The organism is Paenibacillus segetis (assembly GCF_014639155.1).
Lineage (GTDB): Bacteria > Bacillota > Bacilli > Paenibacillales > Paenibacillaceae > Fontibacillus > Fontibacillus segetis.
Window position 1 is genome coordinate 207389 of record NZ_BMFT01000004.1, and the last position, 24655, is coordinate 232043.

Consider the following 24655-nt stretch of genomic DNA (forward strand, 5'->3'; position numbering starts at 1 on the left):
CTTTATGTAACGTATCAAATAGACAAAAGCGACTAGCTTATGCTTCAATCACCTAAGATTAGTAAAGGAGAGATTGATTATGCGTATTTTATATCTAGATCTGGATGCACTGCGGCCCGATCACCTCGGAGCTTACGGGTACCATCGGAATACATCTCCCAATATTGATTCTATTGCTGCAGAGGGAGTAAGGTTCGAGAACTGTTACACCTCTGACGCTCCCTGTTTACCTTCTAGGACTGCGGTGATGTCGGGTAGGTTTGGAATTCATACAGGTGTAAACGCCCACGGTGGAACGGCAGCCGACATGCGAAGAGAAGGTGTGAGCCGTGGATTTCATGATATCCTTGGACAGGAGAGCCTGCCGGCGTTTCTTAAAAAAGCAGGAATGCGAACGGTATCGGTCAGCCCATTTGCGGAAAGACATGGGGCTTGGACCTTTAATGCTGGATTCTCGGAAGTGTACAATACGGGGAAATGTGGATTGGAGTCTGCGGAAGAGGTAACCCCTGTTGTGCTAGATTGGATAAGTAGGAATGCCAAACAAGATAACTGGTTCTTACATATTAATTATTGGGATCCGCACACACCTTATCGTGCTCCCGAAGAGTTTGGAAATCCATTTGAGAACGAGCCATTGCCATCCTGGTTGTCAGAGGAGGTCGTAAGCTCACATCTAGGGATGGATGGCCCTTGCAGCCTGGGTAATATAGATATGTTTGTTAGACCAGGATATCCAAGACAACCTGATAAGGTCCGTGACATGGAAGGTGTCCATCGGATTATAGACGGCTATGATTGTGCAGTCCGTTATATGGACAGCCATATAGGGAAGCTGTTTGATGCACTAAGACACGAAGGGGTAATGGATGATCTAGCGATCATTATTAGTGCAGATCATGGAGAGAATTTGGGAGAGCTTGGTATCTATTGCGAACACGGTACGGCAGATCATGCAACTTGCCATGTGCCCATGATTATTAGGTGGCCAGGTTGTAAACAGGGCCATGTGGATGAGGACTTACACTATCAATTGGATCTCGCTCCTACGCTTGCGGAATTAATAAGTAAGCCTGCTGCGGCTTCTTGGGACGGTTCCAGTTTTGCACCCGGGATCCTACGGGGGGATCGTTGCCCTCAGCCTTATCTAGTTATTACGCAGTGCGCACATGTCTGCCAGCGTAGTGTCCGTTTTGGAGACCATATGTATATTCGAACGTACCATACAGGATATTTTGATGTTCAGCATGAGATGTTGTTTAACCTGAAGCAAGACCCGCATGAACAGCATAATCTTGCTGAAACGCACCCAGAATTGTGCCGAGAGGCTGTTTACCTGTTAAATGAGTGGCATGATCAAATGATGAATACGATGCCATATACCGACGATCCGTTGTGGACTGTTATGAAAGAGGGAGGACCCCTTCATGCAAGGGATTACCTGCAATGGAGGAGTAATGCACGATGAGCGCATGCATACAGACTTCGAGGCCACAAAATCTCCATGTTATGTGGAAAACCGTCTCCGAGGATTGTAACTTAGCTTGTGATTATTGCTACTACAGCACAGCTGGGGGGCATCCTCATCAACCGATCCGAGTGATGGACACGGCTCTACTGGAGCAGTTCATCTCCCAGTACATGGATAGATCATCAGGATTAGCAACTTTCTCTTGGCAGGGGGGCGAGCCTCTATTAGCGGGACTTCCGTATTTTGAACAAGTGATTTCAATGGAGGCAAGATATGCACCGCCCCATACGACGATCAGCAATGCACTACAGACGAACGGAACCCTTATTAACGATGACTGGGCCCAATTTTTTAGACGTTACAACTTTCTAATCGGGATTAGTCTAGATGGCCCTCAACCTATTCATGATGCTCACCGTATAACGGGATCAGGGAAAGGTAGCTATGATCTAGTTATGCGCGGGATTCGTCATTTACAGAATGCGGGTGTGGAGTATAACATCTTGACAGTGATCCATGAAGATAACGTGACGAAACCAGACGAGTTGATGGCGTTTTATCAAGAACAAAAATTTCCTTATATTCAGTTTATCCCTTGCATGGATTTTGTCTCGCAGAAGAGTGGAATGCCTGGACGCTTCCGAATTACGCCTGAACAATATGGACAGTTTCTATGCCGTACATTTGATCTGTGGTACAACGATGGGCATCCAGAGCTTCCCGTTCGTATTTTTGAGAATATGCTTCTTGTATTTATGCATCGTGAGGCGGAGTTATGCGCTCACAGTTCCTGCTGTCCGAAAATGATGGTGCTGGAGACGAATGGCGATGCCTACCCGTGTGATTTCTTTATTGATGAAGAGCATAGGTTAGGAAATATCGGTCAAATCGATCTGGAGTCATTGCTTACAAGCCCTGTATATGATGAATTTTTGCAGATGAAACCAAATATGAATGAAGCCTGCCGGCAATGTGAATACCTTAGTTTTTGTCATGGAGGGTGTCCCCGGAACCGGAATTGGATAGATGTTAACGATCGAACCGAGGTGGATTATTTCTGCCAAAGCTATAAAATGTTCTATTCTCATGCATATGAGCGGATGGATATACTTGCGAACCGGCTCAAAGCAGAGCAGATGCAGGAGTATAGGAAGACGGGGCATTCGCTACCAGGTCGAAACGAATTATGCCTTTGCGGGAGTGGGAAGAAGTTCAAGAACTGCTGTCAGCCGTTGTAAGTTCATCCTCCATATTCGTTATGCCATCAACCATAAGGGACGAAGGAGAAGGATCCCCTTTTTTCGGGCGATCCAGTGAAAATCGTCTAACTCAATGTCGGGGGAAAAAGTTATGCAGAAATTATCTATTTCAGGTGATGATTTTATATTAGATGGAAGGCCATTACAGCTACTTTCAGGTGCACTTCATTATTTCCGTATCGTACCGGAATATTGGCGGGATCGTTTGTTGAAGCTGAAGGCTTGTGGATTAAACACCATTGAAACTTATATCCCGTGGAATTTACACGAACCAGAGGAAGGCCGCTTCTATTTTGAAGGTATTGCCGATATCGAGGCTTTCGTTCGGCTTGCCGGAGAGCTTGGCTTGCACGTGATTTTGCGGCCGAGTCCCTTTATTTGTGCCGAATGGGAATTCGGCGGATTGCCTGCATGGCTGCTTGCGGATGATAACATGCAGTTGCGTTGTGAAGATCAGGCTTATTTATCCAAGGTGGATGCATACTTCGACGAGTTACTTCCACGTTTGAGACCTCTGTTAAGCACTCATGGAGGTCCCGTAATCGCCCTTCAAGTAGAGAATGAATATGGAAGCTATGGAACCGACAAAGCTTATCTAAATTATATAAAAGAGGGTATGATCGCCCGCGGTATGGACGTGTTGCTGTTCACCTCAGATGGGGCTGAAGATCACATGCTCCAAGGAGGCATGATCGACGGAGTATTCGCCACGGTGAATTTTGGTTCACGGGCTAAGGAATCCTTCGCCAAATTGCGTGAATATCAGCCAACAGGTCCGCTCATGTGCATGGAATTTTGGAATGGATGGTTTGACCATTGGATGAAACCTCATCATACCCGTCCTGAATCTGAAGTAGCGGAGACGTTGGACGAGATGCTGGCTTTAGGTGCCTCTGTCAACTTTTATATGTTCCATGGGGGAACAAATTTTGGATTTATGAATGGGGCGAATCTTTTTGATAAATATGAACCCATCGTAACCAGCTACGATTATGATACGCTACTGGACGAATCTGGCAAGCCGACGGCAAAATTCTACGCAGCCAGGAAAATGATCGAGAAATATGTAGAGTTGCCGCCACTGGAATTGCCCCCAGTCATTAAGTCGCGGGCTTACGGCAACGTGCAGATGACAGAATCTGCCCCGTTGTTCACCCAGTTAGACGTCTTGTCTCATCCCGTACGTAGAGCTCGTCCCGAGCCCATGGAGAAACTCGGTCAGGCTTACGGGTTCATCTTGTATTCGACGAGGGTCACTGGACCGCGCACCGGCATGGAGCTCATTCTCCAAGAAGTACGCGATCGTGCGTTAGTCTTCGCCAATGGTACCTATGCCGGCACTGTAGAACGTTGGGATCCGAGGGGAATTTCATTGGAGGTTCCACCCGAGGGATTACAAATCGATATTCTTGTAGAAAACATGGGACGCGTGAATTATGGCCCGGAGCTTCGTGATCCAAAAGGCATAACGACCGGCGTAAGATTCGGCTATCAATTCTTACACGATTGGACCATTCGCTCTCTACCGCTAACTAACCTAAATGGATTGTCTTTTGCTCCAGTGGATGGTGAAGATCGTCTTCAGCCAACTTTTTATCGGGGATGCTTTCAAGTTTGCGAGCTGGAGGATACTTTCTTGCGCTTGGACGGATGGAACAAAGGCCAAGCTTTTATAAATGGCTTTAATCTAGGTCGCTACTGGGAGAAGGGTCCGACACAAACGCTGTACGTGCCGGCACCGCTTCTCCGTCAAGGTGAAAATGAACTCATCTTGTTCGAATTACATGCCGTTACAGAGCCTGTCGTTACTTTTGTGGATAAACCGGATTTTGGTTAAAGTAAATAAACAAGGTTGTCCCCAAAACACGAAAATGTTAATGGGGACAACCTTCCTTTTTGCTAGGTTAGAGAATCATATGGTCTCTTACCATAAATGCCGCGCCGGTTACCACAGCTTCTTCTTTCAATTTACCGAGTGAAAATTGAGGTTGATATTCGGGATAGCGATACGTGTTTTTCAGAGCCACGTCCACCGCGGTTTGGAAGAACAACTCATGAGAGTTGATTAGAGCACCGCCGAGAATGATGGTCTCAGGATGAAACAGGTTGATGACGTTAGCGAGGCCAATTCCGAAGTGAACAGCCGCTTGTGTAAATAATTCAGTGACATGTGGATTTCCATCTCTAAGAGCTTGTACCAATACATCATAAGTTAGTTTCTCTGCTGTCACTTTATATGTGTTGAGTATCAGATCTTTGCCCATCTTCACCTCAGATCGTGCTCGATTCTCTAACGCTTGCACGGATACGAATGCTTCTAGAGCTCCGTAATTCCCGTTATTATCCAGCCTAGGACCATCAGTCTGAATGATCATTTGACCAATGGCATCTTCCATATCCGTCGTGCCATGAACAATACTGCCATGCGACATCATCGCATAACGGAGGCCTGCTCCAGCATGTACATAGAGCATATGCTGAATGTTTGCATGACGGATCGACCATCGCTCTCCCAGAAGCGCGGTATTTGCACCGTTGTCCAGTAAAGCTTTGAAACCCGTCCGTTCCTCCACAAGTTTGCATATAGGAAGGTTATTCCAACCTTCGGCAGGGAAGTGTAGTGGACTTAGAATTAAGCCATTCTCCCGGTCAAGGGGACCAACAGCCCCTATTCCGATGCCGATAATTTGACTATCTACTAACTGATGGTCTCTCAGGAAAGCCCGGATCTGATTACTGATGTGTTCCAAAAATCTCTCAGGTGTAAAGGCTTCATCCATGCGCCAATGAATAATAGATTTGGGGTTCATTTGCATATCAAATAATCCAAGAGAAGAGTACATCCTGGAGATTTCCAAACCTAATATATAACCGTAAGAAGGATTGATCTGGTAAAGAATAGGCCTTCTTCCTCCACTAGATTCCCCAAAGCCGGATTCGATCAGCAAGCCTTCTCTTGTTATTTCTTCCAATAGACGAGTCATGGTGCTCTTGGTTAGTGAAAATTCATTAAGAAGGTCCAATTTCGACACTGTACCTTGTTCTGCGATTCGGTCATATATGAGTTTCTTTGGCGATAGAATGAGTGACGAGCGCTTTTCCACAATATACCCCCAAGTAAGTTTTTAATAAATTAAGAGTAAATCCAGTATAACCCATATCAAATCAAATCAAATGTATTTCATAGTCTAAAAACTTAATTCCATTTTGAGAAAAAGTGTTATAATGAATGTAATACAGAATTAAGGATGGAACTTTATGATAACAAATGTAAATGTAAAGACAAATGTAAAGACAAATGTAAAGACACCTGCAAAGACAAATGCAAGAGTACGTTTGTTATTCCAATTGTTTTGGGTATTTTTGCGAATCGGTCCGGTTACCTTCGGGGGTGGTTATGCCATGATCCCGATGATCGAACGGGAAATTTCGACGAAACGACAATGGCTTGGGGAAGAGGAGATGGATGAAATACTCTCTCTGGCTGGTTCCGCACCGGGTGGTGTAGGCGTGAATGCTGCCGCATTTATCGGCTACCGACTTGGAGGAGTACTTGGGGCTATTTCAGCTATAGCGGGGATTACGATCCCAACCTTTATCATTGTTTGTCTACTTAGTTCGGTTTACGCACAATTGGCCGATGAGCCAAAGGTTGCTGCCGCGATGAAGGGTATTCATGGTGCGGTCATTGCTTTAATTCTGATCGCTGCCTATCGAATGGCCAAAAATGCGATTTTCGACAAGACGACAGCTGTAACGGCGATGATCGTGCTGGTCGTTTTACTTATATCCGGTATGAATCCCATCTATATGATCGCAATCGGGTTAATTATCGGGTTTGTATTTTTACAAGTTAAACAGCTATTTGGACTTCAGGTGAAGACGGAAAAGGAGAAGGAGTGCTTGGATTATTCTGATGAAGAGTCCAACTACCCAGAGTATTACATCTAGGGAGGACACGATGTGATTTGGAACCTATTTATCACCTTTGTTAAAATTGGACTGCTCTCCTTTGGAGGAGGGTATGCGATCATCCCGATGATTCAGCATGAAGCCATGACTGGCGGGTGGTTATCTGAAATGGAATTTCAGGAGGTCGTATCCATCGCTGGGATGTCACCTGGCCCAGTCGCGACGAACAGTGCAACCTTGATCGGATATCGTGTGGCGGGAATGGGCGGAGCCATCGCGTCGACATTAGGCATGATTCTACCTTCACTAATTCTCATTATTGTTATCTCCATTTTCTTTTATCGGGTGAGGAACAGCAAGTGGATGAAGACTGTATTCTATGGTTTACGTCCCGTGATTACGGGGCTGATTGCCTATGCTGCGATTCATTTTGGATTTATGGGCAAGGATTATTCTTTTCTTTCATGGCAAACACTCGGTACGCTCATCATTGTATTCGTTGCGCTATATGGTCTTGTCAAAAATAAACTACATCCACTTACGATAATTGTTGCCTCTGGAATTCTTGGAGTCGTATTTTTCTAAATAGAATATGGAATATCTTCAGATGGGAGATTTGCACATGACTGAGAATATGAAGGCTTGCTGCGCAGCCAGTCGTAATCAGGCTTTGGGGAAAGAGCCCATCCTGGGTTGCAGCGTGAACAAATCTGTACAAGGATTATCCAGGGAGAAGGACCTTTCGGGCATGGTTCTTATTCCAGGAGGCAGTTTTCTTATGGGGACAGATGATAAGGAAGGGTTCCCATCCGATGGGGAAGGACCCGTTAGGAACGTGACCGTCTCATCCTTTTTGCTAGATGAAACGGCGGTTACCAATGAGCAGTTCGCTGCTTTTATAGAGGCAACCCACTACGTTACAGATGCGGATCGATTCGGCTGGTCTTACGTGTTTCACTCTTTTATTCCCGAAGAGACAAGTAAGAAGGTTACGCAAGTGGCCTCTCAAACCCCATGGTGGTGTGTGGTAGAGGGAGCAAATTGGCGTCACCCAGAAGGTCCTGATTCCCATGTGAAAGAACGTCTAGATCATCCCGTTGTCCATATATCATGGCATGATGCGGACGCTTATTGTCGCTGGGCCGGGAAGCGCCTTCCGACGGAAGCGGAATGGGAGTATGCCGCCCGTGGTGGTCTCATTCAAAAACGATATCCTTGGGGCGACGAATTAAAACTAGGAGGTCAGCATTGGTGTAACATATGGCAAGGAAAGTTTCCGGACAAAAATCATGCTAGCGACGGTTATGCAGGTACTGCCCCCGCAAGGAGTTATCTTCCGAACGGGTATGGGCTCTACAACATGGCGGGAAACGTATGGGAATGGTGTGATGATTGGTTCACCCAGGCGTATCACTTATCAGCGGAAACGATAAACCCGAAAGGACCATCAAGTGGAACGGCACGATCCATGCGCGGCGGCTCATACCTATGCCATAAATCCTATTGCAATCGTTATCGAGTAGCGGCGAGAAGCAAGAATACGCCAGACAGTTCTTCAGGTAATATTGGTTTCCGTTGTGCGGCAGATATTTAGTAACGACGATTCCTCAACCAATGACATAGAGAGGATGATACATAATGAAAAGTAAAACTCATATTTGGCTCATTACAACAGATCAGATGCGCGCCGATGCTATGGGTACTGAGAATCCAACTCTTCAGACTCCAGTACTCGATAAGCTGGCATCTGAAGGAACCGTAATGGCTAATGCTTATTGTGCCAGTCCTGTATGTACACCGTCCCGAGCTTCCATCTTCACAGGTCGATATCCTCATGTGCATGGTGCTTGGAATATTGGTGTATCGCTTGATGAGGATGAGGTAACGCTTGGCGATTATTTGAAGCAAGAGAACTATCGAACTGTCGGTGTTGGTAAGATGCACTTTCGTCCGCAATGTAAGACGGACTTCTCGAGGGAAGCAGAGGACGTTGCTATTCGAGATCGTGGCAGGGAAAAAGACAATACGTATTATGGCTTGGACGAACATCATATTTCCGAGGATAACCCGATAGGTGAGTATTTGGTGTGGCTTCGAGAACGTGATCCGGTGATAGCAGATCGTTTTGAACTGGATCGATACCGCTCGAAGGATGCTGAGCATGATGTATGGGAGAGCGATATGCCGGCGGAACTTCATCAGACGTACTGGATCGCAGAGAAGAGTATTGAAGCAATCATGGCGCATGATACGGAACAGCCACTATTTCTATGGACCAGCTTCGTTGATCCGCATCATCCATTTGATCCTCCTAAAGCCTATGCCAAGCTATATGATGCTGTTGATATGAAGGTCCCGCACGCTGATCCTGATGAATTGCGGCTACGTCCGGAGCATTTACTTCATCAAAGCTCCAAAGGTTATTGGCCAGGAGGCGGAGAGCCTCATGCGTATGCCGAAGAACATCTAAGCAGATTAATACGCAATTATTATGGGATGATTTCGTTTATCGATGAGCAAATTGGACGGATCATGGACTGCTGGAAGCAAAAGGGTATGTACGATAATGTTCTAGTGGTGTTTACAAGTGACCATGGGGAACTGCTTGGTGATCATGGATTGCTGTATAAAGGACCGTGGTTTTATGAGGGACTGACACGTATTCCGATGATCGTTTGTGGTCCTGGAATTGCACAGGGACAAAGAAGTAGCGCATTGATGGAGCATGTCGATATCCTACCGACACTGCTGGAGGCCATAGGCTTAACGCGGCCGTATGGTGTACAGGGTTTATCGCAGTGGGAAGTGCTCAATGGAACGAAGGAATTCGTGCGGGAGTCTGCTATCACATCGTATGATGCACATGACCGCGGGATTCAAGCGAAATGTTTGCGTACGAATCGTTACAAGCTTGTTGTGTTCGCTGGTGAGGAGTATGGAGAGCTGTATGATTTACTAGAGGACCCAGATGAGCGCTGCAATTTATTCTTTGATCATGATTCGCGCGAGGTCAAACTGAATTTGATGGAAATGCTCACACATCGGCTTATCCTGGCTCAAGATCCACTTCCGGAACGTAAAGCAAACTGGTAACGAACTAGGAAAGTTGAAAATAATTAAATATGAATCTACTTAATACAGCTATTCTATATGGAGTGGCTGTTTTTTTATATCTCGCGGACGTCGCTATTGAAATTAGTGATGAGATTGAGGGCATGTGACTTCTAAATGCTAAATCTATACCACTAACAAGGAATATGTTACCATAAGCCAAAGTGGAGTAAGAGCCCATATTTAAACTTGATTTATTTGTGAAAACGGTTACAAATAAAGAAGAGATCTCCATTCTACTAAATGCTTAATAAAATTGGGGTGTGAGTATGAAGAAATGGCTAGGAAGATCCCTAAAGCATAAATTATCGCTTTTGATCATCGTTGTTGCACTTGTTCCACTACTATTTCTCGGCATATTCTCTTATAACCTTGCGGCGGGGCTCACGGAGGAGAAGGCCAAAATATCAGGGATGAATACGCTTCGTCAGCTTGAAGCTTATTTAGATACGATGGTTATGGATGTAGAGAATATGTCCCTATTTCTCATCGGACATAATGGTGTGCAAGAATATTTGAAGACTCCTGAGAATAATTTCGTTCAGCAGACCACGATCATTAACTTTCTCACTAATTTAGCTTTTTCGAAAAATTATATAGCGAATATCATTATTGAACCATTAGGCGATAAAGCACCGATCTCGTTCAAATCCTTAGTAGGTTCCGACTTCACGGATATCACAGATTCGATTCCTAATTATTATGATCAGCAGCCTAATTGGTGGTCTTCCGTGCACCAACAATGGACCTTTGATGGGGTACGTAAGGTGATTACACTTGCCAGACCGATTCGTAGTACGGATAAATTTAAGCTGATCGGTAAGGAGCAAATCAATCTCGATCAAGCTGTGATTGCGAAGCAAATTACGCAAGCCGTGTTAGAGAAAAGTGGATTTGTTCTGCTTCTTGACGAGGAAAATCGAATTCTCGCGGGTCCCTCCGATTGGGAGACAAACCGCCCCCTCTCACATTATTATCCGGATATCGGCTCATTTGAAGGGGGAAGTGGATTTTTAGATTACGGGGAAGGGTCTGACAAAAAAACGATCCTCTATAAAACGATGGACAGCGGAAACTGGAAACTAGTCGGAATTATCCCGTCTGAAGAATATCGCTCGCAGAACCGTTATTTTCTTACTTTAACGGCTGTAGCGGTCTCGGTTGCTATTCTTTTCGTCATTATTTTTGTCATCTTTCTTATTCAAAAAATAACGAATCCCTTATCTGCGTTAACTAAGTTCCTTAAGAATACAAGTCCTGATGAGCCTATGCCTGCCATCCCTGTGAAATCTATCGATGAGGTGGGTCAACTTATTGTAAGCTACAACAAGTTAAGCTCACGGATCGTCAAACTGACCGATGAAGTGAAATGGAATGAGTCACTGAAGAAGGAAGCCGATATGCAGGCACTACAAATTCAGATGAACCCGCACTTTTTATACAATACATTATCCTCTATTCACTGGCTGGCACTGATGAACCATGATACGAAAATTGCTGAGATGGTAGGCTCGCTGAGTGATTTTCTGAGATTCAGTCTAAATAACGGCCAAGAGTATTGTTCCATTGAGCAAGAGATCATTCATGTCAAAAATTACGTTAGCATTCAGTCGATCCGGTACCCTGATAAATTTAAATTTCAGGTGAACGTGGAGGCGAGCATACAGGAGAAATTCACTTTGAAGCTTCTGTTACAGCCGTTGGTGGAAAATGCGATGTTACACGGTCTATTGAAGCGGCCAGGTGAAGGTAGTATTAGCATTGATGCAAAATGCGATGATCAAGGGATTCATTTTACCGTAACTGACGATGGTATCGGGATTGCACCTGAACGGTTGAATTGGTTACGTACGCAGTTATCAGAGCATCCGGTGGCTCATGAGAAGGAGCGCCCTACAAAAGGAGGTTATGGGCTACGCAATGTTCATAATCGACTTGTGCTGCATTATGGTAAGGAAGCCGGACTTATTGTTGACAGTACAGAGGGAGAAGGGACCCGAATTATGTTTACCATCCCTGATTCAGAGGATACAGTTGGCTGATAGCACATTAGGAAATAGTGAGGGAGTTGATATGAATGAAAGTGTTAATTGTAGATGATGAAGTGATCATTCGTAATGGACTAAGCACCGTAATCAATTGGGAAGATAGTGGGTTTACCGTACTAGAACCGGCTGCCTCTGCGGAGGAGGCTCTGCTCCGTATCCCAACGGAACGACCGGAGATCATCTTTACCGACATTCAGATGACAGGGAAAAGTGGGCTGGACATGGCCCATGAAGTGAAGAGAGAATATCCAGACACGGAAATGATCATCATCTCGGGTTACGATGAGTTTGCTTATGCTCAACAGGCCTTACGGGAGGGAGTAAGCGATTATTTACTCAAAACAAGTCGTCCCAATGAGATCATCGGGGCTGCCCTTCGGGCAAAGGAACGTCTCGAACAGCGTAGACAAGTGGGTGAGCAGGGAAGAGCCAATGAAACCGCTCTGAATCGGAGTTTTCTAAGAAAAATGATTGCTTCAACATCTACTCCAAGTGAACAGACTGTAACGGAGTTATGGAACAGATATCCGAGTCTGCGCGTGATCAAAGGCAAACAGCTGCTACAGGTCTGGCTTCTCTCTACGCAAGCTGGCGATCGTGAAGAGAGTGGAAATTCCGAAGCACTATATGGCGCACTGGGTGATATGTTAACCGGTCTGTTGCCATGCGAGTGGCTGCAATGGAATGAGTCTGTGCTGCTCTTGGTTAGAGTAGACGTAGATAATAATGGCTGGGATACCGTGGAATGGGCGATTCAAAAAGCGGGCCAAGCGCTTTGTTGTGAAATATTTGCTGCTTGTGGACGGAGTATAGTAGATGCCTATCAGTTACGTGAAGCAGTGGACACGGCTGTAGAAGCCCATGCTTATTCTTGGTTATTAAGCCATGAGCAAATTGTACGCTATGACAAGCTTGGAGAACGTAAAGGACTTCGAGTAGTCTGTACGCTGGAAGAAGAAATTACACTTTCCTCCTTACTTCGATCAGGAAATATGGATGAATTACAAATGGAGATAGGGAATATTGTGGAGCGAATCAAGTACGATTCTCAGGCAACACCCGGTTCTGTGCAGGCTTATCTAAACTCTTTACTTATCGCAGGCCACAGGTGGTTAGAACGCGCTGCTTCTTCGATCGGGTACTCTAACTTACTCTCGAATGGAGAAGAAGTGGATAAGGTGGAACTGGCCAGAAGACCGGAGCAGACGCTGATGCATCATTTTGAAGTAATGATGAAGCAGTATGATCTTATGGTATCTGGCACAAGTCCGGTTCAACGAGCACTTGCTTATATCCACGATCATTTGGATCAGAGTCTATCTCTAAGCCAAGTTGCCAAGCATGTGCATATGAACCCGAATTATTTCAGCGAAGTATTCAAACGAGAGACCGGACAAAATTATATTGAATTCGTTACCCAGGCTAAACTGCGCAAAGCGATGTCACTGTTAAGCGAGACGCCAGCTAAAATTAGCGAAGTGGCAAATCAAATAGGGTATGAAGATATCAAGCATTTTAATCGTTTGTTCAAAAAATTTACGGGTCAGACGCCCTCGGAGTATCGGGGCAAAAGCTGAAATTAGTCCTCCTATCAACTGAATTATCTCCCCTATGGATCGTCCATCGTCCTCTCTATACTTAAGGTATTCATTATCTCAGGGTGAGCTGCCCGTGGTTCACTCTGTATAACTAAAGGGGGATTGGCAATGAAATCAATACGAAAAATGAGTCTCATGCTTCTGGTTATGGTATTTATCCTTGCAGCTTGTGGAAGCGGTAACAATAGTGGCACCAGTAACAAAGCTGGAGAAGAACCTACGAAAAAGAATGAGAAGGTAAAACTGTCCGTGTGGCATAACTTTGCCGGAGATGACTTGCGTGCCAAGACGGTAAGAGGACTTATCGAGAAGTTTGCTCAAGATAATCCAGATATAGAGCTCGATGCACAAGCGATCCCACCGGATGGATACCGTCAACGTTTGAGTACGGTTGCGGCGGGGAACGAGTTGCCGGATTTATTTTTCGTCTATGCAGGAAGTCATTCCACTGAATTATATAAAGGCGGATTATTGCAACCGATTACAGAAGTGATTGATGAGCACGCTGAGTGGAAAAATAACTTTCTTCCAGGTGCCTTTGACCCTTATACATTTGAGCCAGACAAGATTTATACCGCGCCAATAGGGATGTCTGCAACTTCGATTCTCTATTACAATACTTCCTTGTTCGAGAAATACAACGTCAAGGTTCCAACAACTTGGGATGAAATGATGACGGCGATTAAGGTGTTTAACGACAACAAAATTACTCCGATCGCACTAGGAAACAAAGCACCATGGGTGGCGCAATCGACGATCATCGGATCGCTTGCCGATCGCGTAACGGGAACAGAATGGTTCAAGAATGCAGCTGCACAAAAGGGCGCGAAATTTACAGATCCTGAATTTATCGATGCACTAGGATATTTTAAACAGCTTGTTGATAATAAAGCATTCCAAGAAGGTGCTAACAGTATCGATAATACACAAGCTGAGCAATATTTCATCCAAGGAAATGCCGCTATGATGGTTAGCGGAGCATGGACCCTTACGAATTTGGCAGCATCGGCAAGTGAGGAACAATTGAAGGTTGTTGATGTTACGGTACTTCCATCTATTCCTGGTGGAAAAGGAGAGGGTAACACGATCTCCGGCGGCGCAGGTGGAGGCTTGGCATTAAGCAAACGTACCGAAGGTGCCGCTAAAGATGCAGCCCTAAAACTGATTTATGCAGTTAGTGGACCTGAGGCTCAGAAGGCGATTGCAGAGAGCAATTCTATGGTTATGTACAATACGGACATCGATCAATCCAAGGTAAGCTCACTTTACTATAAAGCGTTCAACTTAGTGAAGAAGACGAACATCACACCAGTATATGATGCCTATCTATCTGCGGAAGCAGCAGAAGTGATCAATAACGGCTTGCAGGAAATTATGACTGGTGGAACTCCAGAGAGCGTTGCGAAGAAACTTCAGGATGCGCAGGCAAGATCAACTACTCCATAATATGGTCAACCTGAGTCGACATAAGGAGGGAGAATTGTTATGCCTACCGCTGTACGGAGTAAAAGTTTTATTGCACTAGCCCTACTTCCGGCGCTACTTCTGTTTGTGGTCTTTGTCATCATCCCTATTTTTTGGTCCGCGTATTATGGAGTGTTTGAGTGGAAAGGGATCGGGGCATCTAGATTTATTGGTTTGGATAACTATCGGGAGATTTTACAGGATCATATCTTCTGGAGAGCTCTTAAAAATAATTTGATTCTAGTTGTATCAGCGATTATCGGGCAGATCCCAATTGCACTTCTGTTAGCTTTGGTATTGCTCAAAAATTCTTTTTTCTCTCGTTTTATTCGTTCTGCGGTGTTCATGCCTATGGTACTTTCGACGGTTGTCGTAGGACTCATCTGGGGATATATCTACCATCCGCAATTCGGATTACTTAATACCATGCTAGAGGCGATTGGACTGGATTCTTGGACCCACGCCTGGCTCTCTGAACCGAATATCAACATCCTAGCGATTACGATTCCAATTAACTGGAGTAATATCGGACCTTACATGCTTATCTTTATTGCGGCTCTACAGAATATATCGCCAGAAATTCACGACGCCGCTAATATCGATGGAGCACGTGGAGGAAGGAAGCTGTTCAATGTAACGCTACCGATGATTTGGAGTACGGTCGTTGTTACCATGGTACTTTGCATTTCGGGAAGCTTGAAGGCATTCGATCATGTCATGGTGATGACGCACGGAGGTCCGGCACAATCAACAGAGCTACTAGCGACTTACATGTACAATAACACGTTCCGAGTTTACCGTTACGGTTATGGTTCAGCCGTATCAACCATCATCATGATCATTAGCGCCTTACTGATCGGGATTAATTATCTCCTGACACGTAGGAAAGCGGAATAGCGAGAAGGAGGAAGGAGTGTGGAGCTAAGAACAACTCAGGCCACGGGAGCTAACCTGGATTCCCATAATAGGAAACTTGTAAAAAAGGGGTTATCCGGTCTAGGAAAACTGGTGTTAATCGGATATGCCATCTTTACACTATATCCCTTGTATTGGTTATTTATTAGTGCCTTTAAGACGAATGAGGATTTCTTTAATCGTCCTTATGCTTTACCACTTGTCTGGATGAGAGAGAATATATTCCGGGCGTGGGAACTAGGGAAAATGGGAAAAGCAATGTTTAACTCTACGTTCGTAACGATATCTTCGGTCATTCTCACACTTATACTTGGGATTCTAGCAGGATATGTGTTGTCACGGTTTCAATTCCGGTTCAAGAGGGTCGCTGTATCTCTATTCATGGCGGGACTATTAATTCCGATTCATAGTACGCTTGTCCCGTTATTTCTGATGATGAAAGAGATGAACTTATTAAACACGTACGGGGCACTAATTCTACCGTATACGGCGTTTGAGCTTCCGATCGCGATCTTCTTGGCGATGGGTTACATGGCCTCTATTCCAAGAGAAATTGAAGAAGCAGCCATGATCGATGGTAGTGGTTGGTGGGGCGTCTTTGGCCGGGTGATTTTCCCGCTCTGTACTCCAATTGTCGCTACCATTTCAATCTTAGCTTTCCTACGGTTCTGGAATGATTTCTCTTTCGCCCTTGTATTCATTAACTCGCAAGCGCTAAAGACACTGCCGCTGAGTCTGGCCTTATTCTCAGATGGCTTTGGAACCGATTATAGCCTGACGATGGGAGCCATGGCTATCGCCGTCATCCCTACAATCGTTGTATATTTGATTCTACAGGATCAAATCATGAAGGGCATGGTAGCTGGTTCGATTAAAGGGTAAAGCTTGTAGTTCTAGATCAAATGATTCGGCTATTAAGTGCAAAAGCAGTTCATCCTCTGGCGGAGGATGAGCTGCTTTTTGTATTTATTCTTATCTAAGCGATTCACCTCTAAGATGTCTCGGGCAATTAGTTAATAAAACTCGCGATAAAGCATAATGTAGATTTTACATTTCGAATGTACACTTCTTGTATACAAGATTAATAAGAAAGTGTGGGTAGTCATCATGGCGAGTATACAACTCAAGCAAGTAACAAAGAAATACAACGATTCCAAGATTGCGGTGGATGCCATTGATCTAGACATTCATGAGGGTTCCTTTACCGTATTGCTCGGTCCTTCGGGATGCGGGAAGACGACAACCTTGCGCATGATTGCGGGGTTAGAGGATATTTCATCCGGTCAGCTATGGATTGGCGAACAAGATGTGACACAAGCGGATGCGTCGGAGCGTGGAATCGCCATGGTTTTTCAAAATTATGCGCTTTATCCCCATATGACGGTGCGAAATAACATCGAGTTTGGATTGAAAAATGCTAAAAAACCACCGACAGAGCGTACCAGCATTTTAGCTAAAGTCATGAAAATGGTTGGTCTAGAAGAATATATGGATGCGAAACCAGGGAGTCTGTCAGGTGGTCAAAGGCAACGTGTTGCATTAGGCAGAGCGGTCTCCAAGTCGCCCAAGGTATTTCTCATGGATGAGCCTCTATCTAACCTTGATGCTAAATTGAGAAATCAGATGCGTACTGAGATTATCCGCCTGCATAAGCAGTTAAAATCGACCTTCGTCTATGTGACGCATGATCAGACGGAAGCGATGACAATGGGAGATACCATTGTTGTGATGAATCAGGGGCGCATTATGCAGGTGGGCTCTCCAAGGGAAATCTACCATGATCCCAATCATCTCTTTGTTGCCCAGTTCATTGGTGATCCGGGTATGAACATCTTGCCGATGCATGGAGGGAGTATCGTAGCCTTTCGGGCGCAAAAAGCACTCGTCAGCACTCAACAATTCAACGGCATTTCACTGACGGGGAAAGTTGTTACGCAGGAAATGCTGGGTGCGGACATGCTCTATTGCGTGGAGACAGCGTTAGGAAGTGCCATGGTCAAGCAGCCGGATGTGGGACCGATACTAGAGGGTAACATCTCAATATTTATCCCACAAGAAGATTTATATTTCTTTGATACTGAAGGTCATCGTATTCGAGAACAAGATGAGGTGATCTCACATTTTCGGAGGTTGCAAAGCGAGGGGCGTCCCAATGAAATCATGTAACTGGAAGCCGTATATACTCGTCATGCCTGCACTGATTGGATCATTACTTTTTACCATCTATCCGTTAATCTATGCCCTGTATCTCAGCTTGAACGATGTTGATGTGATCAATGACAAGTTTGAATTTATCGGATTGAAGAATTACAGTCACCTATTCCAATCGGATCTCTTCTTACAGGTTGTTGGTAACACTTTGGTCTATATGCTCGTGACAGTGGTCCTGACAACAAGCTTATCACTCGTACTTGCTGTCATGTTGAACAAATCGACATGGATTCATCAGTTCGCACAGGGCGCAGTGTTCAGTCCGCATATTATTCCGTTGGTATCTGTTTCAATGCTTTGGTTATGGCTGATGAACAAAGATGCGGGGTTATTAAACTATATTCTAGATTTACTCGGTTTACCAAAACTGCTGTGGGTAGAGAGTCCAAGCACCTCGATGCTGTCTCTGATTTTGGTGTCAGTGTGGAAGGGATTGGGGTTTAATATTCTCTTGATTATTGCGGCGTTACAGAGTATTCCGACTTCAGTTATCGAAGCAGCTAGGCTGGATAAAGCGGGGAAATATACGATGTTCTTTAAAGTGACGATCCCCTTGATTTCACCGACATTATTCTTAATTTTTATCGTGAATATCATTGCCTCTTTCCAAGTATTCGACTCGGTGAACGTGATGACAGGCGGAGGACCGCTCAATTCAACCAATGTGATTGCCTATTGGATTTATCAGACGGCATTTAGTTATTACCGGATTGGTGAAGCTTCCGCGGGAGCGATTGTCCTGTTTGTCTTTGTTGGCTTACTCACGATTGTTCATTTCAAATTATCGCAATCACGTGTTCACTATCAATAAACAGCAGGGAGAAGGGAGGTAAGAAGCATGTCTGTATATACTCGAAAAGGTTGGCTGTCATGGAAGAAGATCGCAGGCGCTTGTTTTCTGCTCATTCTAGGTATGGTGTATATTTTCCCCTTCCTATGGATGTTAAGCACCTCGTTTAAACCTGCGAACGAGACGCTGCAATTTCCGCCGTCCTTGATTCCATCTGAATTTACGTTATCGAATTATGTCTACGTATTTCAGAGCGGGCCGTTTGTACGGTTTTTTCTCAATAGTGTCATCGTAACCTTGTCTATCGTTGTTATTCAATTGTTAGTTGCGATACCAGCAGCCTATGCGTTTGCTAAGAAAAAGTTTAAGGGCTCCAACTTGATCTATGGGGTCATTTTATCGGGTCTACTTATTCCGGTACAGGTGGTTATTCTGCCAATCTACTTGTTATTCAGTAAGTTGGGATGGATTAATTCATATGCGGCATTAATAGTTCCGTTTATTACATCGGCTTTTGGAATCTTTTTGCTGACACAGACTTTTAAACAAGTTCCTGAAGAAATCTTAGAAGCCGCCAAGTTAGATCAAGCTTCTGAATTTAAAGTTATCCGTAAAATTATGCTGCCGATGATTAAGCCAACGCTAATCACTTTGATCTTGTTCACGTTCATTTCCCACTGGAACGATTTGTTCTGGCCGATGGTGATGACAAATAGCGATACGTATCGAACATTAACCGTAGGAATGATGCGGTTGCGGGACATGGAGAGTCAACAATGGAGCATTTTGATGGCAGGCAACATTTTGTTGATTGCTCCGGTACTGGTCATTTATCTATTCGCTAGTTCTAAGATCAAGACAGCATTTGTATATGGCGGTATTAAGTAATGTAGCTGTTAAACAACAATGAGGAGGAAGAAAGATCATGAAAAAAAGTTTTAAATTAGGCACGCTATGTATTCTAATGAGCGTATTGTTGGCGGCATGCGGTGGTGGTGGCAATACTGCGGATAGCGGTACGGAAGGTTCCAATGCGAATGCAAATGGAGCGAGTAATGAGAAGGTTAGTTTTGAATTTTGGTACGGCTTGCCGAGTGTCTTTGCGACTTCCTTTGAACAATTAGTCCAAGATTTTAATGCCTCTCATCCGAATATTGAAGTGGTGCCTGTCAATAATGGCGATGTAGCGACGAATGCATTAAAGCTGCAGGCCGCTTTGATTGCTGGGAATCAACCCGCCGTTTCTTTGATGGATATGTCACAAATGGGGCAGTTCGCGGGTAGCTTACAGGACCTTAATGCTTATTATCCGCAAGAATCGATTGCAAAGTTCAATGACAACCTGCTCAAAAACTCATATGTCGAAGATAAGTTTATTGCCGTTCCTTTTAATCGTAGTGTGTCATTGTTGTTCTACAATAAAGGGATGTTCGAAAAAGCGGGCATAAGTGAAGCGCCTAAGACTTGGGATGAATTGCATGCCACGGCTAAGAAGTTGTCAGATAAGGCGAATAATGTGTATGGCTTTGCCACGGCTGCCGATATGATTTTCCTTGAAAATGCAATCTATTCGGAGGGTGGAACAATTATCTCACCTGATAATAAAACGATGGAGATCAATAGCCCCGCAGGGCAAAAGGTCATTCAAATGCTTCAGGACATGGTGAAAGATGGCTCAGCAAATATTCCGACGGGCGATAAGATGAATGCAATGACTCAACTGTCTACTGATTTCGCTTCGGGTAAATTAGCGATGATTCCTATGTCGTCTGCAGCGATGACGAGTATTCTGAAGAGCGTTGAAGGCAGAATGGATGTCGGCGTTACATTTTTACCCGCAGGAACTCAAAATGCCGTTGCAGCCACAGGTTCGAATCTTGTCATGTTCTCTAAATCTTCAGAAGAGCAGAAAACAGCAGCAGGACAATTCTTGCAATGGATGACGGAGAAAGACAACATTGCATTTTTAAGCAAATCTACGGGATATGTTCCTGTCACCCAAGAAGCTGTGGATACGGAAACGATTCAACAGTTGTGGAAGGAAACGCCGGTATTCCGAGTTCCTTATGACGAATTGCAATATGCACATCCAAGACCGATCGTTAAAAATTATGCGGAGATGAACGCAAAAATTGAAGATGAAGTTACGAAAGCCTTGCTCGATCTTAGTATTACACCAGCTGAGGCGTTACAGGCGGCATCTGATCAAGCGCAATCCGTATTAGATGCAAGTAATAAATAACAACATATATTTTAAAACAGAGAGGGGAAACATCCCATGAGTACAACAGTACAATTCACGAAAGAACAGGAAACAAAAACGTTTTATAATGAAAAACAAATTTATTCAGAACAACGTCCATGGATCGGCGAGCTTCCAGTAACGAACGGCAAAGATTTTACGTTTGCTGTACTAGGGGATCGTTGTGGAATTGCTATTCCAGGTGTTTTTGAAAAAGCGTTAACGACGGTCCATGCTCTTCAGCCTGATTTTGTTGTGAGTGTGGGCGATTTGATAGAAGGATATTTGGATGATGAACAGCTAGCCCATATGCAATGGGAACACATGGAGGCGTTACTTCAGGAGATCAAACTTCCCGTGTTCCAAACGATCGGCAACCATGATTGTGGTAGTGCCTTAATGAGTAAAGTGTGGCGCGAACGTAAGGGGCTTGATTATTATGCTTATCGTATAGGCCGTGTTCTTTTCCTCGTTGTGAATACGGAAGAAGTGCCGCAAACGATGACACAGGAAATGGAAGTAGGATTCCGACAAATTTCTGAATTAGTGAAACATGATCCAGAACAAGTCATTGCGATGATGCACCAGCATTTTGATCAGGGAAATTCGGAAGGAAATGCGCATCAAACTGTGAATAATGTGTTGTCCGAAGAGCAGATAGCTTTCTTTACAGAGGTTCTACGTGAGAACGAAGATGTGACATGGACTTTTGTGACGATGCATACCCCGATGTGGAAGGGGAACGATGCAGGCTTTGGAAAACTAACTGAGCTACTCAGCACTCGTAAACATACAATGTTGGCAGGACATTTTCACGAGTTAGAGTTCACGGGCCCTAGCGATCATGCTCGTATTCAAATGGGAAGAACAGGCGCCATACCGCATAAATCGAGCAAAGGGGATATTCAGCATATCCTATGGGTTACTGTAAAAGATGGCATTCCGAGCTTTCAAGTCATCGGATTGGATGGTATATATACCATTCAGCATTTTGAACTGTAAATATTGCTAAAGCTATCTTCTATATGCTAGATTACAATCATTAAAAAGGGATGTAGGATGATTCGAGTAGGCTGCTCAATATTTGTGCAGCCTGCTTTTTTCGCTTCTCTATTCAAGATATACTGAAGAAGAACTTGTATATTCTAATTATTTGTTCATATAAAGGGGTTTATCATGATGTCGTCGTTATCATTAGAAGAGATTGCTTATCAGGAGATTCGTCGAAAGATTTTGGATGTCGAGCATATGCCAAATGATCTGCTGTCTGAGCAAGATTTGGCAGAGCAATTTGGGATGAGCCGTACGCCAATTCGATCTGCATTGGCTCATTTGGAAACGGAAGGGCTCGTTGTGACTTTGAAGAAGAGGGGCGTGCTAATCAAGGAAATTCAATTGCAAGAAGTGTTTGATATGAATGATATGATTAGTGCGATGCAGTTCTATGCAATCGATATTGCGGAAGAAAATGAGTACCCCTATGATTTTGAATTGCTGGAACAGTATGAACAACGGGTGAAGGAAGCTGCAAAGAACAATGATAGTAAGGACTACTATGAGAATGCACTTTTATTTATGCGAACAATCATCTTAACTTTAGGTAATCAATCGATGATTCAGATTTTTGATTCATTTAAAGATAAATTACTCGTATTTCACCTCGTACAGCGTAAATTACATCATGTGAATCGTCCCTACATGGCGATTCCTTATATCGAAACCGTATTGAAATCGTTAAAGGACAAAAATATTCCACAAGCCAAATCTGCGTTGAAAATGCTAGTGATGATAGAAGAACGAAGAAGATAAGAACGTACGAAATACGAAATCGGGTGAAATATCTAGATTGGGAGGAGTAACGGATAAACCTCGTAATTGTATAACAAATAATTCGGCTAATTAAAGCACAAGCAGTTCATCCCCTGACGGATAATGAGCTGCTTTTTTATACTTGTAAATTATTCAATTTATGATACTTTATTCAAGGATAAAGACGTTAACTATTTAATAGTTGTTATAGGTGGTTGGAGGATGAAAATATTGAAGAGACTTATCATATTGTTGGGGATCGTTTGTGTATTGCTTACGGCATGTAAGGATAAACAAGTTGTTTCCAGCCTAGTTGTTCCAGAGAATTCACCAACGACCCAAACCGAGCTTGATGATGCTGAACTGCAACGTACCCAAATAACTGAAGCCGATGTACTTTCTATTCGCAAGAAGGCCGATCAAGTAGAAAATGATGTTTTCGTTTCATCTGATACGTGGCTCTGTAACGAAAATGATGAGGGACAAATAGCTATCCCACATACAGACACCCAATTCGATATCTATTATATGTGCGAAAAGTTTAATACGAAGGACAAGATTATGAACTATCTTACAGCCGCACTTACTGTAAGAAATGCGCAAGAGCAGATTAGTTCAAGAATGGATAGTGGACTATTTGCTGTCATTAATGGAGCAACGGGGATAGCACCATGGGAAGGAGTTGACGGCCGAGATTGGGACACGGCAAAGGTGATTGATTTTAATGTTGGAGATCAGAGTGCGGATGTAGTCATACAGGTTTTTGATGCGGCTTTTGATTCCTATGATACATATGATGGACATTATATTTATGAGGATGGCTGGAAAGAAGATTCCTTTAATATTCGAACTATAGATGAAGGTACACAAAATGAGCAAACCTCATCCGATGATGTTAATAATAGCGAGCTGGTGTCTATTGATACATTAAAAGGAACCGTCAAAGTACCAAGGGGATTATTGAGTTTTATAAATGATTTGGATGAGGACCAAGAGGATAATCTTATTCAAATATTAAGCAAAGATATGGATCAGGATGGAAACGTAGAGTATGTTGTGAGTTATGGTCCAGATAAGGAACTATTTGATAAGAGTTATGTGATCCGTGATGTTCAATCTAACTACAAATTATTGAAACCTGAACTGGAATCTGGAGGCTACTATATCTACGATATTAGCCTGGTCAATTTAGAGGGTTCCGGACAGAGTTATATCTATATTGGTATTACAAATGGTGCTTCACTGGAAGGTGCGGGGGTTTATAGCATTAGTAATAACGAGGTCATTAATCTCTATTATGGAGCCTCGGCTACGGGATCTGGAGAGGATCTATTAGAGGATGATGACAAAGACGGGGTGTTCGATAAGGCTGTCGCATATAGACATTTCTCGCGTTTTGAGATGATTAGTACCAGTAATTGGAATGGCAAGACCTTTGATAAGCCTGTTGATTCTTTTAAGAATAGTGAGACCGGATTTGTCTATCCGAAGAGTAGTGAAGATTTAATCGAAACCTATGTTGAAGCTGTATATTTGGGAGCGGAGAAGGAAATGAATCAAATGACATCTCCCGAGATGACTAGTGAATTCGATGTCCTATCGGTATTTAAGAATACTAGTGAGTTTCACTATTTTATGGCCTTTGATGACGTTGAATATAAAGTAATAAAGGCTGATAAGAACACACAAATAATGAACATGACTAAAGGCGATGAGACGGTGCAGTTCACACTAAATTTTGATAGTAAGGAGCAACGTTGGAAGATCGCTTCCAAAGCAGGGGTTTCACAACAAGGTGATTAACGAAAAAATAGTGAGCACCTAA

Annotated in this window: 20 protein-coding genes; 19 read left to right on the top strand and 1 reads right to left on the bottom strand. The window is 43.8% G+C overall.

What is annotated here, in order from left to right; all coding sequences use genetic code 11:
- Positions 1–79: 79 nt before the first annotated feature.
- From IEW05_RS21850 to IEW05_RS21860, 3 genes are all read left to right on the top strand, one after another.
- The gene (locus IEW05_RS21850) at positions 80–1468 is read left to right on the top strand and encodes a sulfatase family protein (protein ID WP_188541979.1); all 1389 of its coding nucleotides are present in this window, start codon (positions 80–82) and stop codon (positions 1466–1468) included.
- Complete coding sequence (locus IEW05_RS21855; protein ID WP_188541980.1) at positions 1465–2709, top strand: anaerobic sulfatase maturase; 1245 nt, start codon at positions 1465–1467, stop codon at positions 2707–2709. The genes IEW05_RS21850 and IEW05_RS21855 overlap by 4 nt, the downstream gene beginning before the upstream one ends.
- A 112-nt stretch (positions 2710–2821) precedes the next feature.
- A complete protein-coding gene (locus IEW05_RS21860; RefSeq protein WP_188541981.1) occupies positions 2822–4567 on the top strand; it encodes a glycoside hydrolase family 35 protein in 1746 nt (581 codons plus the stop codon).
- A gap of 67 nt (positions 4568–4634) precedes the next feature.
- Here the strand turns inward: IEW05_RS21860 and IEW05_RS21865 are convergent, their stop codons facing one another.
- Positions 4635–5834: an ROK family protein gene (locus tag IEW05_RS21865; protein ID WP_188541982.1), complete on the bottom strand. Its 1200-nt coding sequence runs from the start codon at positions 5832–5834 to the stop codon at positions 4635–4637.
- Between the two features lie 154 nt (positions 5835–5988).
- On the opposite strand from IEW05_RS21865, the gene IEW05_RS21870 reads away from it, so the two are divergent.
- From IEW05_RS21870 to IEW05_RS21945, 16 genes are all read left to right on the top strand, one after another.
- Positions 5989–6681 (top strand): chromate transporter, encoded by a 693-nt coding sequence (locus tag IEW05_RS21870; protein ID WP_188541983.1) that lies wholly within the window; start codon positions 5989–5991, stop codon positions 6679–6681.
- Between the two features lie 12 nt (positions 6682–6693).
- A complete protein-coding gene (locus IEW05_RS21875) occupies positions 6694–7227 on the top strand; it encodes a chromate transporter (protein ID WP_188541984.1) in 534 nt (177 codons plus the stop codon).
- Between the two features lie 22 nt (positions 7228–7249).
- Positions 7250–8236, top strand: a complete 987-nt coding sequence (locus IEW05_RS21880; protein WP_444543955.1) for a formylglycine-generating enzyme family protein — start codon at positions 7250–7252, stop codon at positions 8234–8236.
- 44 nt (positions 8237–8280) lie between these two features.
- Positions 8281–9735: a sulfatase family protein gene (locus tag IEW05_RS21885; protein WP_229753654.1), complete on the top strand. Its 1455-nt coding sequence runs from the start codon at positions 8281–8283 to the stop codon at positions 9733–9735.
- Positions 9736–10022: 287 nt separating this feature from the next.
- A complete protein-coding gene (locus IEW05_RS21890; RefSeq protein WP_188541986.1) occupies positions 10023–11795 on the top strand; it encodes a cache domain-containing sensor histidine kinase in 1773 nt (590 codons plus the stop codon).
- Positions 11796–11830: 35 nt separating this feature from the next.
- On the top strand, positions 11831–13378 hold the full coding sequence (locus IEW05_RS21895; RefSeq protein ID WP_188541987.1) for a response regulator transcription factor: 1548 nt from the start codon (positions 11831–11833) through the stop codon (positions 13376–13378).
- A 129-nt stretch (positions 13379–13507) separates the two neighbouring features.
- Complete coding sequence (locus tag IEW05_RS21900; RefSeq protein ID WP_188541988.1) at positions 13508–14845, top strand: extracellular solute-binding protein; 1338 nt, start codon at positions 13508–13510, stop codon at positions 14843–14845.
- 39 nt (positions 14846–14884) lie between these two features.
- Positions 14885–15760 carry a carbohydrate ABC transporter permease gene (locus tag IEW05_RS21905; protein ID WP_188541989.1) on the top strand — a complete coding sequence of 292 codons (876 nt, stop codon included), beginning with the start codon at positions 14885–14887 and terminating at the stop codon, positions 15758–15760.
- An 18-nt stretch (positions 15761–15778) separates the two neighbouring features.
- Positions 15779–16660: a carbohydrate ABC transporter permease gene (locus IEW05_RS21910; RefSeq protein ID WP_188541990.1), complete on the top strand. Its 882-nt coding sequence runs from the start codon at positions 15779–15781 to the stop codon at positions 16658–16660.
- 225 nt (positions 16661–16885) lie between these two features.
- On the top strand, positions 16886–17944 hold the full coding sequence (locus IEW05_RS21915) for an ABC transporter ATP-binding protein (RefSeq protein ID WP_188541991.1): 1059 nt from the start codon (positions 16886–16888) through the stop codon (positions 17942–17944).
- Positions 17931–18800 carry a carbohydrate ABC transporter permease gene (locus IEW05_RS21920; RefSeq protein ID WP_188541992.1) on the top strand — a complete coding sequence of 290 codons (870 nt, stop codon included), beginning with the start codon at positions 17931–17933 and terminating at the stop codon, positions 18798–18800. Before IEW05_RS21915 ends, IEW05_RS21920 begins: the two co-directional genes overlap by 14 nt.
- Before the next feature lie 27 nt (positions 18801–18827).
- On the top strand, positions 18828–19667 hold the full coding sequence (locus IEW05_RS21925) for a carbohydrate ABC transporter permease (protein WP_188541993.1): 840 nt from the start codon (positions 18828–18830) through the stop codon (positions 19665–19667).
- 37 nt (positions 19668–19704) lie between these two features.
- Complete coding sequence (locus tag IEW05_RS21930) at positions 19705–21021, top strand: ABC transporter substrate-binding protein (RefSeq protein WP_188541994.1); 1317 nt, start codon at positions 19705–19707, stop codon at positions 21019–21021.
- A 36-nt stretch (positions 21022–21057) separates the two neighbouring features.
- Entirely contained in the window at positions 21058–22023 is a 966-nt protein-coding gene (locus IEW05_RS21935; RefSeq protein WP_188541995.1) for a metallophosphoesterase family protein, read from the top strand.
- 174 nt (positions 22024–22197) lie between these two features.
- Entirely contained in the window at positions 22198–22830 is a 633-nt protein-coding gene (locus IEW05_RS21940; protein WP_188541996.1) for a GntR family transcriptional regulator, read from the top strand.
- A 222-nt stretch (positions 22831–23052) separates the two neighbouring features.
- Entirely contained in the window at positions 23053–24633 is a 1581-nt protein-coding gene (locus tag IEW05_RS21945; protein ID WP_188541997.1) for a DL-endopeptidase inhibitor IseA family protein, read from the top strand.
- The last annotated feature ends 22 nt before the right edge of the window (positions 24634–24655 follow it).

Coding starts and splice junctions, on each gene's coding strand:
- IEW05_RS21860 (WP_188541981.1), top strand. CDS start 2,822: ATGCAGAAATTATCTATTTCAGGTGATGATTTTATATTAGATGGAAGG.
- IEW05_RS21885 (WP_229753654.1), top strand. CDS start 8,281: ATGAAAAGTAAAACTCATATTTGGCTCATTACAACAGATCAGATGCGC.
- IEW05_RS21915 (WP_188541991.1), top strand. CDS start 16,886: ATGGCGAGTATACAACTCAAGCAAGTAACAAAGAAATACAACGATTCC.
- IEW05_RS21940 (WP_188541996.1), top strand. CDS start 22,198: ATGATGTCGTCGTTATCATTAGAAGAGATTGCTTATCAGGAGATTCGT.
- IEW05_RS21880 (WP_444543955.1), top strand. CDS start 7,250: ATGGGAGATTTGCACATGACTGAGAATATGAAGGCTTGCTGCGCAGCC.
- IEW05_RS21920 (WP_188541992.1), top strand. CDS start 17,931: ATGAAATCATGTAACTGGAAGCCGTATATACTCGTCATGCCTGCACTG.
- IEW05_RS21935 (WP_188541995.1), top strand. CDS start 21,058: ATGAGTACAACAGTACAATTCACGAAAGAACAGGAAACAAAAACGTTT.
- IEW05_RS21895 (WP_188541987.1), top strand. CDS start 11,831: ATGAAAGTGTTAATTGTAGATGATGAAGTGATCATTCGTAATGGACTA.
- IEW05_RS21905 (WP_188541989.1), top strand. CDS start 14,885: ATGCCTACCGCTGTACGGAGTAAAAGTTTTATTGCACTAGCCCTACTT.
- IEW05_RS21900 (WP_188541988.1), top strand. CDS start 13,508: ATGAAATCAATACGAAAAATGAGTCTCATGCTTCTGGTTATGGTATTT.
- IEW05_RS21870 (WP_188541983.1), top strand. CDS start 5,989: ATGATAACAAATGTAAATGTAAAGACAAATGTAAAGACAAATGTAAAG.
- IEW05_RS21945 (WP_188541997.1), top strand. CDS start 23,053: ATGAAAATATTGAAGAGACTTATCATATTGTTGGGGATCGTTTGTGTA.
- IEW05_RS21890 (WP_188541986.1), top strand. CDS start 10,023: ATGAAGAAATGGCTAGGAAGATCCCTAAAGCATAAATTATCGCTTTTG.
- IEW05_RS21850 (WP_188541979.1), top strand. CDS start 80: ATGCGTATTTTATATCTAGATCTGGATGCACTGCGGCCCGATCACCTC.
- IEW05_RS21855 (WP_188541980.1), top strand. CDS start 1,465: ATGAGCGCATGCATACAGACTTCGAGGCCACAAAATCTCCATGTTATG.
- IEW05_RS21930 (WP_188541994.1), top strand. CDS start 19,705: ATGAAAAAAAGTTTTAAATTAGGCACGCTATGTATTCTAATGAGCGTA.
- IEW05_RS21925 (WP_188541993.1), top strand. CDS start 18,828: ATGTCTGTATATACTCGAAAAGGTTGGCTGTCATGGAAGAAGATCGCA.